At 69.8% G+C, this 12,279-nt stretch carries 12 protein-coding genes; 4 read left to right on the plus strand and 8 right to left on the minus strand.

The annotated features are described in order from the left end of the window. Positions 1–47: 47 nt before the first annotated feature. Genes A5696_RS23255 through A5696_RS23275 form a run of 5 tightly spaced genes read right to left on the minus strand, consistent with a single transcriptional unit; the run spans position 48 to position 3,900 of the window. Positions 48–608 carry a maleylpyruvate isomerase N-terminal domain-containing protein gene (locus A5696_RS23255; protein WP_067883343.1) on the minus strand — a complete coding sequence of 187 codons (561 nt, stop codon included), beginning with the start codon at positions 606–608 and terminating at the stop codon, positions 48–50. An 11-nt stretch (positions 609–619) separates the two neighbouring features. Further along, positions 620–1,606 carry a sigma-70 family RNA polymerase sigma factor gene (locus A5696_RS23260; protein ID WP_067883344.1) on the minus strand — a complete coding sequence of 329 codons (987 nt, stop codon included), beginning with the start codon at positions 1,604–1,606 and terminating at the stop codon, positions 620–622. Positions 1,607–1,618: 12 nt separating this feature from the next. After that, positions 1,619–2,362, minus strand: a complete 744-nt coding sequence (locus A5696_RS23265; protein WP_067883363.1) for a DUF899 domain-containing protein — start codon at positions 2,360–2,362, stop codon at positions 1,619–1,621. Between the two features lie 38 nt (positions 2,363–2,400). Further along, positions 2,401–3,144: an SDR family NAD(P)-dependent oxidoreductase gene (locus A5696_RS23270; protein WP_067883345.1), complete on the minus strand. Its 744-nt coding sequence runs from the start codon at positions 3,142–3,144 to the stop codon at positions 2,401–2,403. Between the two features lie 18 nt (positions 3,145–3,162). Further along, on the minus strand, positions 3,163–3,900 hold the full coding sequence (locus A5696_RS23275; protein WP_067883346.1) for an SDR family NAD(P)-dependent oxidoreductase: 738 nt from the start codon (positions 3,898–3,900) through the stop codon (positions 3,163–3,165). A gap of 258 nt (positions 3,901–4,158) precedes the next feature. On the opposite strand from A5696_RS23275, the gene A5696_RS23280 reads away from it, so the two are divergent. From A5696_RS23280 to A5696_RS23290, 3 genes are read left to right on the plus strand one after another with little or no spacing between them, the layout of a single operon-like run. Then, a complete protein-coding gene (locus A5696_RS23280) occupies positions 4,159–5,565 on the plus strand; it encodes a TIGR00366 family protein (RefSeq protein ID WP_067883347.1) in 1,407 nt (468 codons plus the stop codon). After that, a complete protein-coding gene (locus tag A5696_RS23285) occupies positions 5,555–7,102 on the plus strand; it encodes an allophanate hydrolase (protein WP_082969114.1) in 1,548 nt (515 codons plus the stop codon). Before A5696_RS23280 ends, A5696_RS23285 begins: the two co-directional genes overlap by 11 nt. A gap of 53 nt (positions 7,103–7,155) precedes the next feature. Beyond that, positions 7,156–7,623, plus strand: a complete 468-nt coding sequence (locus tag A5696_RS23290; protein WP_067883349.1) for an SRPBCC family protein — start codon at positions 7,156–7,158, stop codon at positions 7,621–7,623. 43 nt (positions 7,624–7,666) lie between these two features. Here the strand turns inward: A5696_RS23290 and A5696_RS23295 are convergent, their stop codons facing one another. Further along, the gene (locus A5696_RS23295; protein ID WP_067883350.1) at positions 7,667–7,978 is read right to left on the minus strand and encodes a hypothetical protein; all 312 of its coding nucleotides are present in this window, start codon (positions 7,976–7,978) and stop codon (positions 7,667–7,669) included. A 124-nt stretch (positions 7,979–8,102) separates the two neighbouring features. On the opposite strand from A5696_RS23295, the gene A5696_RS23300 reads away from it, so the two are divergent. Further along, complete coding sequence (locus tag A5696_RS23300; protein ID WP_067883351.1) at positions 8,103–9,683, plus strand: FAD-dependent monooxygenase; 1,581 nt, start codon at positions 8,103–8,105, stop codon at positions 9,681–9,683. A 25-nt stretch (positions 9,684–9,708) separates the two neighbouring features. Here the strand turns inward: A5696_RS23300 and A5696_RS23305 are convergent, their stop codons facing one another. Together A5696_RS23305 and A5696_RS23310 are read right to left on the minus strand one after the other, a co-directional pair. After that, positions 9,709–10,971, minus strand: coding sequence for a PE domain-containing protein (locus A5696_RS23305; RefSeq protein ID WP_067883352.1), 1,263 nt, complete (start codon positions 10,969–10,971; stop codon positions 9,709–9,711). 329 nt (positions 10,972–11,300) lie between these two features. Next, on the minus strand, positions 11,301–12,279 hold a 979-nt coding region (locus A5696_RS23310; RefSeq protein ID WP_067883353.1), incomplete at its 5' end, for an LLM class flavin-dependent oxidoreductase.

The raw sequence follows: 12,279 nt of genomic DNA on the forward strand, positions 1-12,279 counted from the left end.
CCGCCGGTCGGTGCCGCCGTACGGCGCTCGGGACCGCGCGTCCGCGGCTATCCCGGAGGGCGTCGCCGGCCGAAGAGGGCGAGCAGCCGGTCGCTCGGTGTGGCCGTCGCAGGTACCGGCAGCGGCTCGGCGAACACCTGCCCGGCCAGGTCGGCCCGGGCCAGCGGTGGCGAAAGCCACAACAGGGTCGAGGCGATCTCCGGGGGGATGGGCCGATCGTTTCGGCACGCCTGGCCGATATCCCACGCGTGCAGGGTCATCTCGATGGCCCCCACGAGGACAACGGTTTTGGCGGGCAGGGTTCGGCCCCGAATCTCGCACCACCGGCCCGTCGTCGGTAGCGCGGTCGACGCGATCAGAAAGTCGACGATCCCGGACCGCGCCGCGGCGACGGGATCGGAGGGGACGGGGGCCGGGTCGGGGGCGCGCGCCGCCAGCACCGCGGCGGCATCCGCCAACGACGTCCGGACATGGAACAGCAGGCGGCGCAAGTCCCAGTCGGGACAGGGCGTCGGCGCCGACAGGTCGGCCCCGCGAACCAGGAGGAGGCTGCCGAAGAGGTACCGCGTCGCCTCGGCCAGCACGGGCAGTTCGTCGGGATCGGACACGGTCCGCCCCCTCACCCCGGCGGTGCGGTGAACGCCTCGGGCAGCCCGAACCTGGCGACCAGTGTTGCCTCGTTGAAGGCGACGATGCGTGAAATGCGACCGGCGGTCAGCGACAGCACGTCCAGGCCGTGGGCTCGGAAAGACCCGTCCGGAGCTCGCCGGTACATGGCGAAAGCCGGGGCGCCGTTGGCCCGGGTGGGCGCCAGCCGCCATTGCCCCGGTGTGTGCAGCACGACCCGCGCCAGGAATGCGCACACCGCATCGCGACCGGTGAACCACGTGGGAATGGGCGGCATTTCGAGCTCGACGTCGGCACGCAGCAGTTGAGCCAATGCGTCGACGTCGGCGTGCTCGAAGGCCGACATGTAGCGGTCGAGCACGTCGCGCAGCTCGGGCTCGGTGGGTTCGCCGAGCTCGTCGAGCGCCGGACCGGCCTCGGCCAATCGCGCGCGGGCGCGTTGCAGGGCGCTGTTGACGGCCGGGGTGGACGTTTCCAGCATCTCCGCGACTTCGCCTGCCGGCCAACCCAATACGTCGCGCAGCACCAGCACCGCCCGCTGCAGTGGTGACAAATGCTGCAGGGCGGCGACGAACGCCAAGCGGACGCTGCTGCGCAGGGACACCACCACGGCGGGATCGTCGGTGGCGCCGTACAACAGGCTGTCCGGCGCGGGCTGCAGCCAGGGAATGTCGGATTGGGCCGGGGCCAGCGCGACGGCCGGGCTGTCGGCCGGGGCGCCGAGACCGGAGGGAAGCGGGCGCCGTTTGCGCGTCTGCAGCACGTTCAGGTACGTGTTCGTCGCAATCTTGTAGAGCCACAACCGGACCGAGGATCGGCCCTCGAACCTGTCGTAGGCCTGCCACGCCCGCAGGTAGGTGTCCTGCACCAGATCTTCGCATTCGTCGACGGATCCGAGCATGCGGTAGCAGTAGGCCCGCAACTCGGGCCGGTACCGCTCGGCGACTTGCGCGAAGTCGTCGACGCTGGCGTCCCGCATGCACTCAGCCTTTCACGAGTCGCGGCGCGCCGGCCGGGGATCGTTGGGGTTGCGCTCGCCCGGGTCGGGCTCGTCCCACCACTGCGGCTGCTGGTCGCCGTAGGCGTCGTGCCAGTTCCACCACGCGTACGCGGGGCCCTGCGGGTAGCCGTCCGGTGAGTCCTCCCAATCCTCTTGTCGCCCAAGGGCGGTCATGTCCAGGTAACTCCACGTGGTGCCGAGCGCCTCGTCGCCGCGGTTGTTGATGAAGTACGTGCGGAACACCCGCTCGCCGTCGCGGATGAACGCGTTGGTGCCGTGCCACTCGTCGACGCCGAAGTCGCGGTCGAAGTCGTCGGTGATCGTGTACCACGGCATGTGCCACCCCATCCGGGCCTTCACGCGCGCGATGTCGGGCTGGCCGGCGCGGGAAGCGAACACCAGCGTGGTGTTGCGGGCATTCAGATGCGCCAGGTTGCCGACGTGATCGGCGATCATCGAGCAGCCGCGGCAGGCGTGGTCGGGCCAGCCGTCCACCCCGGGTTCCAGGAATGCCCGGTAGACGATCAGCTGGCGCCGTCCACCGAAGAGGTCCAGCAGGCTGACCCGCCCGTCGGGGCCGTCGAACTGGTAGGGCTTGTCCACCGGCAGCCACGGCATGCGCCGGCGCTGAGCCGCCAGCGCGTCCCGCGCGCGGAAGAGCTCTTTCTCCTTGACGAGCAGGCGCCCGCGCGCGGCCTCCCACTCCGGGGCCGACACGATGGGCGGTGTTTGCATGGTCATCTCTAGCCCTTTCTGCTGTGGTGCAGTACTTTTCACGCGAGCTTCTGCAGCCCGGCGCCGGTCAGCAGGTAGCTGGGCGCAACGCCGGCGGTGTCCGCCTGTGCCAGCTCCACGACGGCCGCCCCGGCCGACTCCGGGCTGAGCAGTTCGCCGAGCTGCCTGACATATTCCTCCTCGGATTGGCCCCCGCGGGCCGCGTACGCCCGCACGGCGGGGCGGCCGAGTTCGGTCAGCGGGGTTATCCGGGGCAGCAGCGCGGTGAACCGGATGCCCAGGCCGGCGCGGTCCGCCTCCTCTTGCGCGTACCCGGCGATGAAGCGTTGGGTGGCTTTGGCGCCGGCGTACCCGCCGCTGAGCGGCGAGCCGGCCAGCGCCGCACCGCTGCTGACCACCACCACCGTGCTGCCGGGTCGCAGCGGTTTGAGCAGGGCCTCGCGCAGCCAATGAAAGGCCATCCGCACGTCGGTGTTCCAGTTGGCCGAGAACGTCTCCCAGGTGTGGTGCTGGAGCGGGCGTATCAGCGGCGTCGCCCCGGCGACCAGCACCAGAAGGTGCGGGTCGTGTCGGTCCAGGAGGCCGCCGGGCACCGAGGGGTCGGCCGCATCGGCGACGACCGCCTCGATGCTGCCGGCGCCGCTCGGCCGGGGAAACGTCGTTGCGCTGCGGGACACGGCGATCACGGAGGCGCCGGCATCGGCGGTGGCCAGCGCGATGCCCCGGCCCAGGCCGCGGCTTGCGCCGACGACGAGGGCGGTCGTGCCGGATAGGTCGTTCATCTTGTGCTCCTTAGGGTTTCACGCGTGCGCCGTGACGGGCGGCGCCGTCGCGAGCAGTTGGGCGTACTGGCGTTCCAGTTCCTTGGCCGGGCCGCCCTGCCAGGCTTGGGCGATGGATTGCGACACGGGGTCGGGGAAGATGTCCTCTTCGCCGCGTTGCAGCGCGTCGAAGACGGTGGCGGCCACGGACCGCGGGGTCGCCTTGGGGATGTCGAGCGCCCGGGTCATGTCGGTGTCGACCGGTCCGGTGAACATCGCGTGCACCCGCACGCCCTGCGGAGCCAGAAACGCCCGCAGCGACTGGGTGAGGCTGAACGCGGCCGCCTTGGAGACGGAGTACGCCGGAATGAGCGGCAGGGGCGCCACCGCGTTGACCGACAGGTTGTTGATCACGGCGCCCCGGGCACGGATCAGCGCGGGCAGGAAGGCCCGCGTCACCGCGAAGGTGCCGAAGAGGTTGACAGCGAGGTGCCGTTGGAGCACCCCGGGATCGCTGAGATCGTCGTAGAGCGCGATGCCCGCGTTGTTGATCAGCACGTCCAGCGATCCGGCCGTCGCGGCGGCCGCCCCGACCTGTGCCGGATCGGTGACATCGAGCGGCACCGGGACCACCCGCTCGTCGGAAGACGGCGAACGGTCGCGAGTGCCGGCGTATACCCGCCCCGCCCCCCTGCGCAGCGCCTCCTCCACGAACGCCCGGCCGATGCCGCGATTGGCCCCGGTGACCAGAACTGATTTGCCCGCGATTGGGTCCATGACAAGCCTCTCTGAACTCAAAAAGCCCCCGCACCGGTGTGCGGGGGCTTCGATGATGTGTCGACCGAGTCCGATCGAACTACGGATATAGACAATCGTCGGCACCGAAACTCATCGCGGTGCCGGGCCTCGATTTCCCGCACCCACTGGCAACCTCGGTTGTCATCGTCTCCGGGTCCCCCACAATTCACCTGCTCGCAACAAAATTGGGGTTGCCTTGGCCCCGGGTTTCGACAACGGACGAGTAGAGGAAAGTCAATGACCACAACACAGGCTCGACCGGTCGCACGACGCGGCCTGATTCAGCGGTTCACCGAGCTGTGCGTCCGTTACGTCGAACGCCTCATGCCCGATCCCTATCTGTTCGCGGTCATCCTCACCCTCCTCGTGGTCGCGCTCGTTGCGCTGCTGGTCCGTGGCGCCACGCCGACGGGCGTCCTCAAGGCGTGGTATGGCGGGGTGTGGGGGGCGCAGAACATCTTCACCTTCGCGTTCCAGATGGTGCTCGTGCTCGTGACGGGCTACACGCTGGCCGAGGCGCCGATCCTCAAGCGCGCCATCGTGCGGCTGGCCGGTAAGCCGGCCAACCAGGTGCAGGGGGCGCTGCTGTGCTTCGGCGTCAGCACGGTCTTTTCGCTGCTGAACTGGGGTCTCGGCCTGGTGGCCGGTGCGCTGGTCGCGCGGCAGGTGGCGAAACGCGTGTCCGGCGCGCACTTCGGCTACCTGATCGCCACCGGGTTCATGGGCTACCTCGTCTGGACCCAGGGCCTGTCGTCGTCGATCGCGCTGGCCAACACCGACCCCACCAGCCCCATCAACGTGATTCACAAGATCACCGGCATGACGGTGCCGTTGAGCCTGACGATTTTTCAGCCCTACAACTGGATCGCGGTGATCGCCGTGGTCGCCCTGCTCGCGATCGCGATCTGGCGGATGGCGCCCCGGCAGGGTCTCGAGCCGGATCCGGCCGTCTTCGACGAGGAGCCCGAACCGGTCGCGCCCACCGGCAAGCGGACGTTCGCCGAGTGGTTGGAGAACCTGTGGATCCTCAACGTCATCGTCTTCGCCGCGGGCATCGCGTACTTCGCGCTGAGCGGCTTCGCGCTGAACATCTCGTCGATGATCATGCTGTTCACCATCACCAGCGCGCTGCTGCACGGTACGCCGATCCGGTTCATCCGCGCCTTCTCGGGCGCGGCCAAGGTGTCCGGCCCGCTGCTGCTGCAGTATCCGCTGTACGGCGGGATCGTCGGCCTGTTGGGATATCTGCCGACGGGGTCGGGCAAGGCCCTGCAGACGGTGCTCGCCGAGGCGCTGGTCCGGGGCGCCGACCAGTACACGCTGCCCTTCCTGACGTTCGTCGGCTCGGTGCTCATCTCGTTGTTCGTGCCGTCCGGCGGTGGGCACTGGGCGGTGCAGGGGCCGATCGCGGTCGACTCGGCGCTCGCCATCGGCCAGCACTCGCCGGCCTACCTCGGGCTGACGTCGATGTCGGTCGCGGTCGGCGAGGGGGTTGCCAACATGATTCAGCCGTTCTGGCTGCTGCCGGTGCTCGCCATCGCGAAGCTCAATGTCCGCCAGGTGATGGGCTTTACGGTCATCGCGTTCCTGATCGGTTTCGCGGTGGCCAGCGCCATGGTCCTCGTCGCGCCCTATGTCATCTGAGGTGCGCCGCTCCCCCGTCGAGCGGGTGACCGCCGCGTACCGGCGGATCACCGAAGTCGACCGGCCCGAGGTCTGGATCACGCTGCGCGATCGGGCCGACGTGCTGGCCGAGGCCGCTGCCGTCGAGCGGCGGCTCGCCTCGGGCGAGGGCCTGCCGCTGGCGGGCCTGGTGCTGGCGGTCAAGGACAACGTGGACGTCGCGGGCCTGCCCACCACCGCGGGCTGCCCCGAATTCGCCCGCGTGCCGGCGACCACCGCCGCCGCGGTGGAACGGCTTCGCGCCGCCGGGGCGATCGTCCTCGGCAAGACCAACCTCGACCAATTCGGCACCGGCCTGGTCGGCACCCGCAGTCCCTATGGCGCCGTTCGCAATTCGCGCGACCCGGAGCTGGTGGCCGGCGGCTCCAGCTCCGGCTCCGCCGTGGCCGTGGCGCTGGGCATCGCCGACATCGGCATCGGCACCGACACGGCGGGATCCGTCCGGGTGCCCGCCGCCCTCAACGGCATCGTCGGGATCAAACCCACGCTCGGGATCATCCCCACCCACGGGGTGGTCCCGGCGAGCGCCAGCTTCGACGCCGTCTCCGTGCTCGCGGCCGACCTCGGCCTCGCCACCGCCGCGGCGGCGGTCATGGCCGGCCCCGACTCCCGCGATCCCCGCAGCCGCCGCTGGCCCGCCGACGTTCGCCTCGCCGCACCGCGCGAGCCGCGGCTGGCGATCCCGGAGGCCGCGAACCTATCCTCTCTCAGCGATGCCTTCCGGGGGGCCTTCGAGCGGACCGTCTCCCGCGCCACCGAGGCGGGATTGGCCGTCGAACCGGTCGACGTCTCGGTGCTGCTGGACGCGGCCCGGCTGCTCTACGACGGCGCCCTGGTCGCCGAACGCTACGCCGCCGTCGGCGAATTCCTCGACGGCGCACCGGCCGGCGCGGACCCCGTCGTGGCATCGATCATCACGGCGGCGCGCGCGGTTACCGGCCCCGCCTTCGCCGCCGACCTGGACGCGTTGGCACGGGCGCGGGCCGACGCCGCGGACCTGCTGACCGGGTTCGACGCGATCCTGCTGCCGACCACCACCGAACACCCCACCCTGGCCCAGGTCCAGGCCGATCCCTATTCGATCAACCGCCGCATGGGCACGTACACCAATTTCTGCAATCCGCTCGACATGGCCGCCGTCGCGGTTCCCGGGGAGCCGACGGCGGCCGGCGGTTCATTCGGCGTGATGGTCGTCGTACCGGCGTTTCATGACCAGATCGCCGTCGACATCGCCGCACGCCTCAGCGGGGTGGCATCCCCGACCCTTGTCGAAACCGACTGCGAGATCGCGTTATTCGGCTTGGCTGCCGCGCGCCGGCGGCTCGAGCGGCTCGGCGCCCGCCACGCCGGCCAGGTCGGCGCGGGTGGGGAGCTGTTCCGGATCTCGGAAGCCGGCCTGGGCCGCCTGCTGGCCGACCTTCCCGCGCCCGTGGCGCTGACTACAGTCGAACTCGAGGACGGCCGCACGGTGACCGCGCTCGCCGAACGCGGGTCCTAGCTACTTCGAACCGCCGGTCCGCGGCAGCCGCCTTTGGCGGTAGGGTACGCGGCATGTCGGGTCGCAAGTTCTCGTTCGAAATCAACCGGACCAGCAGCGCGCCTGCGGCGACGTTGTTCCGGCTGGTGGCCGACGGCGCCAACTGGTCCACGTGGGCCAAGCCCATCGTCCTGCAGTCGAGCTGGGCGCGTCAGGGGGATCCGGCGCCGGGCGGCGTCGGGGCCATCCGCAAGGTCGGCGTGTGGCCGCTGCTGGTGCAGGAGGAAACCGTCGCCTACGAGCAGGATCGCCGGCACGCCTACAAGCTGGTCGGTCCGCCCAGTCCCGCCAAGGACTACTTCGGCGAGGTGATCTTCACCCCGAATCCGGCGGGCGGGACGGACATCCGCTGGACCGGCGAGTTCGTCGAAGGGGCCCGCGGGACCGGTCCGGTGATGCGGGCCGCGCTGGGTGGGGCGGTCCGGTTCTTCTCGGGCCGGCTGGTTCAGGCGGCCGAGCGTGAGGCGGCCGGCGCGCGGTAGCGGATCGCCCTGCGGCCCAACGGATTTCGACGGCCCGCACCGGCTACGGATCGTTGGCCTGTTGCTCGGCGATCTGGGCCTGCTGCATGTCTTGCTGGAATTGCTGCTGGGCCTGTTCGTTTTGCTCCTCGGCCTGTTGCATCGACTGCTGCAGCTGCTGCTGGGCCAGCTGTTGCTGCAACTGCGCCTGCTGTTGCGCCTGGTCATCGCCGTCGTCGGCGGCGAAGCCGCCGAACGGGGCGGACAGCGTCGCATCGGTCGGGTGCGCCGGTCCCGCGGCACCGCAAAGCGCGAGGGCCGCGATGCCGGCAACGATCGGCCGCATCGGCCGGCGGCGGTCAGCGCGAATGGTCATGGCTCAGGTTCGCACCCGTCATTAGCCGCACGCTGGGACGCGGCTGTCGGCGCCATATGAGGTGGCACGATGTCACCGGGCCGAGCGGTTGTCGGACCCACGGCCGACTCCTAAGCTGGGCTAAGTGATTGATGCCGTCATCGCCGGCGCCGGCCCGAACGGGCTGATGCTGGCCGGCGAACTGGGATTGGCCGGGATCCGGCCCGTCGTGCTCGACCCGATGCCCGGGCCCAATCCGCAACCGCGCGCCAACGGCATTATCGGCCAAGGGGTTCGGATTCTGGACCATCGCGGCCTGCACGGCACGCTGGCCGGGACCGACGAGCCGCCCCGGCTCAACCCGCGCGCGATGTTCGCGGCGTTCCCGCTGGACCTCGGGCTGGCGCCGGACGCGCAGTTGTTCCTGCTGCCGGTCCAGCAGCCCAGGCTGGTCCGGGTGTTCGCGGAGCGCGCCGCCGGGCTCGGCGCGGATATTCGCTGGGGCCACCGAATGACCGGCTTCGATCAGCACGACGACAGCGTCACCGTCCACGTCTCCGGTCCCGACGGGCCGTACCGGCTCAGGTCCCGCTACCTGGTCGGCGCCGACGGGGGCACCAGCATGACCCGCAAACTGGCCGGCATCGATTTTCCCGGCATGTCGTCCTACGACCTGGTCGCCCGGATGGGTTTCGACGTGCTACCGCCGGACGAATGGGTCGACGCCGACGGCGGCCTCGACATACCGGGTTCCGGTCGCGTTCCGCCGCTGCAGTTCCATCGGGCCGACCAGGGCGTCTTCGCATTCGGCGCGCTCGGCGGCCGGGCCGCGGTGATCGTCTTCGAACTCGACAGGACGGCTCGCGAGGAACCCCGCGACGACGGCGACGTCGCCGACGGCCCGCCGATGAGTCTGGCCGAGCTGGAGGCCAGTGCCAAGCGCGTGCTCGGCGCAGACATCCCGCTGCGGCCCGCATCGCCCGGCGCGCCGCTGGATCTACGTCGGTTCTCCGGCATCAACTCCCGGATCGCCGCCAAATATCAAGTGGGACGGGTGATCCTGGTCGGCGACGCCGCGCACGTGCACTCGCCGATGGGCGGACCGGGCCTCAACCTGGGCCTACAGGACGCGGTGAACCTCGGGTGGAAGCTGGCCACCGTGCTCAGCGGACGAGCCGGGCCGGCCCTGCTCGACACCTACGAGGCCGAACGCCGGCCGGCCGCCGAGCGGGTCATCATGCACAGCCGGGCCCAGCTGGCCCTCGTCCGGCCCGGGCCCGAGGTCACCGCGCTGCGCCGGCTGTTCTCCGAACTGGTCACCGATCCGGCGATCGTGCGTCGCCTCACCGATCTGATCTCGGGAGCGGAAAACCGTTATGTCATGGCTGATGACACGCATCCGCTGACCGGCCGCTGGGTGCCCGACTTCGCTGTCGAAAACCGTGGCGGCACAAGACGTATCGCGGAGCTTGCCCGCGACGGGCGGCCGCTTCTGGTCGACCTGACCGAAGGCGACGTGGTGGCGGCCGCCGCCGCCGCCGAGATCGCCGGCCAGATCACCGTGGCCGCCGGCCGCCCCGTCGGCACGGTGCCAGCCACCGCCGTGCTGGTGCGCCCGGACGGCTACGTGGCGTGGGCGTCGTCGTCGGTCGCACCCGATGCCGACGAATTGGCTGAGTTGCGAAGGACTCTCGCGCGCTGGTTCGGCGTGTGGGCGCTGGTGTGAACCGGCCACCCGCGCAGGTGTGTGGCTATGGGGACGACCACGCGCGGACGTAGTCGACGAGCATCGCCCCCGGCGCTCCGGTCATCGTCGGACTCCCTTGTCCCTGGCCGACATTCAAGACAAGGAACTGTGGTGAACTGGCCACGTTCTCATGGGTGATCACCGAACCGACTTGCACGCCGTCGTAATAGTAGACGACGTGATCCGTAAACCGTTGCATGGTAAAGACATGCCAAGAACCACCCACATACCCCGCGTTGCCACCGGACGGATTGCCGGTCGCGTCGATGTGGTGGGCTTGCACCAGACCGTGCAACGTTTCCGCGATGTCGTTCTCGCCATTCGTCGGCCAATTGTGGCCGACAGTCCACCACGCGCCCCAGTTGTAGACCTGGCTGCCGTTACCCGGGAAAAAGATGCGCGCTTCCACGACCCCGGTGGTGAACTGGAAGCCCGGGTGGGCGCCTTGGGTCACGTCCGTGCTGATCAGTCCGCCGTGTGTGGTGTCCGACAGTGTCAGGGTCAGATAGCCGTTGCCGACTGTCACGTCGCTGGGAACGGTGTTGACGCCGTTCATGGTGCCGCCGTTGTACAACCATGAGGTGTTCCACTTGGTCGTGTCCAAGGTGGTGCCGTTGAACTCGTCGTCGAACGTCATGGTCCAATTCCCCGGCACCCCTGTGGGCTGAGGGAAGGGGCCGGGAATAGTGGCGCCGGCGGCGCCGGTGGCCCCGTTTGTCCCCCACAGTAGGCCGCCCCTGCCGCCGGCACCGCCGGCCGCGCCGGGTCCGCCGGTGCCGCCGGGTCCGCCGTTCCCTATCAGGCCGGCGGACCCGCCGGGACCGCCGGGCACCAAGCTGGCGGTGCTATTGCCACCGCGACCGCCGTTGCCCCACAAGATCCCACCGGGCTGGCCGGGCTGGCCCACCCCGTTAACCGTGCCCCCGTCGGCGCCGTTGCCGATCAACGGGTACAACGAGATCGCTTGGGCGCCTTCGAGCAGCTGCTGCGTCGACGCCTCCGCACTGGCATAAGACCCCGCACCCGCGGTCAGCGCCCGCGCGAACTCGTCATGAAACGCCGCCGCCTGCGCACCGAGCGCCTGAAAACCCCGACCGCGGGCGGAGAACACCGCCGCAATAGCCGCCGACACCTCATCCTGCGCCGCCGGCAGAATCCGCGTTGTCGGGGCCGCCGCCGCTGTGGCGGCGCCCAGCGCCGAGCCGATGTTGGACAGATCCGTTGCCGCAGAGGCCATCAGCTCCGGCGCAGCGAGGACATACGACATGTCGGTCCACCTTCTCGCTAGCCCCTGGTTGTCACTAGCCCGGCGATCCTCCGTCGTCAGAACAGTTAAAGATTCTAGGCCGGTCAGGGGTTTGCCGAAACGGATTACCGGGCAGTTTCCGCAGGTATTGATGACGAAGGTCAGGGCCGGGTGGTTGAGGCAATGTGACCCCGTCCGGGCTCACGAATGGCATTGTTCGATCGAGCGCTTCGGATAAAATTTCGGCCGGGTGTGCAAACAGTTCGACTCGAGGGCCCGGACTTGCGGGTTTGCTGGTTAGGCCACCATGCGACCGGTGTCTGGACGGGTCGAAGGGCAAAACACGGCCGCTACTTCGAGCCGACCTCGTCCTGGTACTTCTTGGCCATGTGCTCGACGGCCTGCAGCTGAGACTGTGCCAGATCGTCACGCACCTGCCCGGCCCGCGCTGCGGCGTCCAGCGTCGGCTGCGCCTGGCCCTGGAAGTGCGGCATCACCTCGGCGGCGAACAGCTCGGCCGACCGCCGGGTGGCTGCGGGATTCGCCCACTCGTGGCCCATCTGCAGGAAGCAGCCGAAGCCGCCGGACTGATCCCAGAGCCGCTGCACCTGGGCCCGCGCCCGCTCCGGCGTGCCGATCACCCCGGCGCCGTTGTCGTTGATGATGTCGATCATCTCGTCGAGCCGCTCGCCCGGCATGGTCATCTGGGGGAAGGCCGCGACCTTCTGGAAGTAGTTGAACCACGACTCGATGCCGAATTTCACGTCGGCGCGGGCCTGTTCGTCGGTCTCGGCGATATGCATGGGGCCGACCAGGCTCCAGTTCTTGCGGTCGACCCGCGTGCCGAACGCCGCGGCGCGCTCCTCGACGATGCCCCAGTGGTAGGACAACGCGTCGAAGCCTTCGACGACCAGCGTCGCGCCGATGGACAGCAGGCCGATGCCGTGCTTGCCGGCCAGCCGGGCACCCGTCGGCGAGGCGACCGCCGCGACCGCCAGCGGTATCCCGCCCTCGCTGTACGGCGCGAGTTGCAGCTTGGCGTCGAACAGCTGGTGCGTGGCGGTCTTCGCGCTCACCGTCTCCCCCGCCAGCAACCGGACGACGATGTCGAGGTTGGTTTCCAGCAGCTCGCGGGTGTCGGTCGGGTTCAGCCCGATCATCGCCGAATCGGTCGGCAGCGAACCCGGTCCCATCCCACCGATCACGCGCCCGTGGGTCAGGTGATCGAGCAGCATCAACCGGTCGGCGACCCAAAGCGGGTTGTGGTAGGCGAGCGAAATGACCCCGGTGCCGAAGCGAATCCGCTTGGCGCGCTCGGCGGCCGCGGCG

It is taken from the genome of Mycobacterium sp. E2699, assembly GCF_001666745.1.
GTDB lineage: Bacteria > Actinomycetota > Actinomycetes > Mycobacteriales > Mycobacteriaceae > Mycobacterium.

Excerpts from the sequence above, each read along its gene's own strand:
- A5696_RS23260 (WP_067883344.1), bottom strand. The coding sequence starts at position 1,606 with ATGCGGGACGCCAGCGTCGACGACTTCGCGCAAGTCGCCGAGCGGTAC.
- A5696_RS23265 (WP_067883363.1), bottom strand. The coding sequence starts at position 2,362 with ATGCAAACACCGCCCATCGTGTCGGCCCCGGAGTGGGAGGCCGCGCGC.
- A5696_RS23270 (WP_067883345.1), bottom strand. The coding sequence starts at position 3,144 with ATGAACGACCTATCCGGCACGACCGCCCTCGTCGTCGGCGCAAGCCGC.
- A5696_RS23275 (WP_067883346.1), bottom strand. The coding sequence starts at position 3,900 with ATGGACCCAATCGCGGGCAAATCAGTTCTGGTCACCGGGGCCAATCGC.
- A5696_RS23280 (WP_067883347.1), top strand. The coding sequence starts at position 4,159 with ATGACCACAACACAGGCTCGACCGGTCGCACGACGCGGCCTGATTCAG.
- A5696_RS23285 (WP_082969114.1), top strand. The coding sequence starts at position 5,555 with ATGTCATCTGAGGTGCGCCGCTCCCCCGTCGAGCGGGTGACCGCCGCG.
- A5696_RS23290 (WP_067883349.1), top strand. The coding sequence starts at position 7,156 with ATGTCGGGTCGCAAGTTCTCGTTCGAAATCAACCGGACCAGCAGCGCG.
- A5696_RS23295 (WP_067883350.1), bottom strand. The coding sequence starts at position 7,978 with ATGACCATTCGCGCTGACCGCCGCCGGCCGATGCGGCCGATCGTTGCC.
- A5696_RS23305 (WP_067883352.1), bottom strand. The coding sequence starts at position 10,971 with ATGTCGTATGTCCTCGCTGCGCCGGAGCTGATGGCCTCTGCGGCAACG.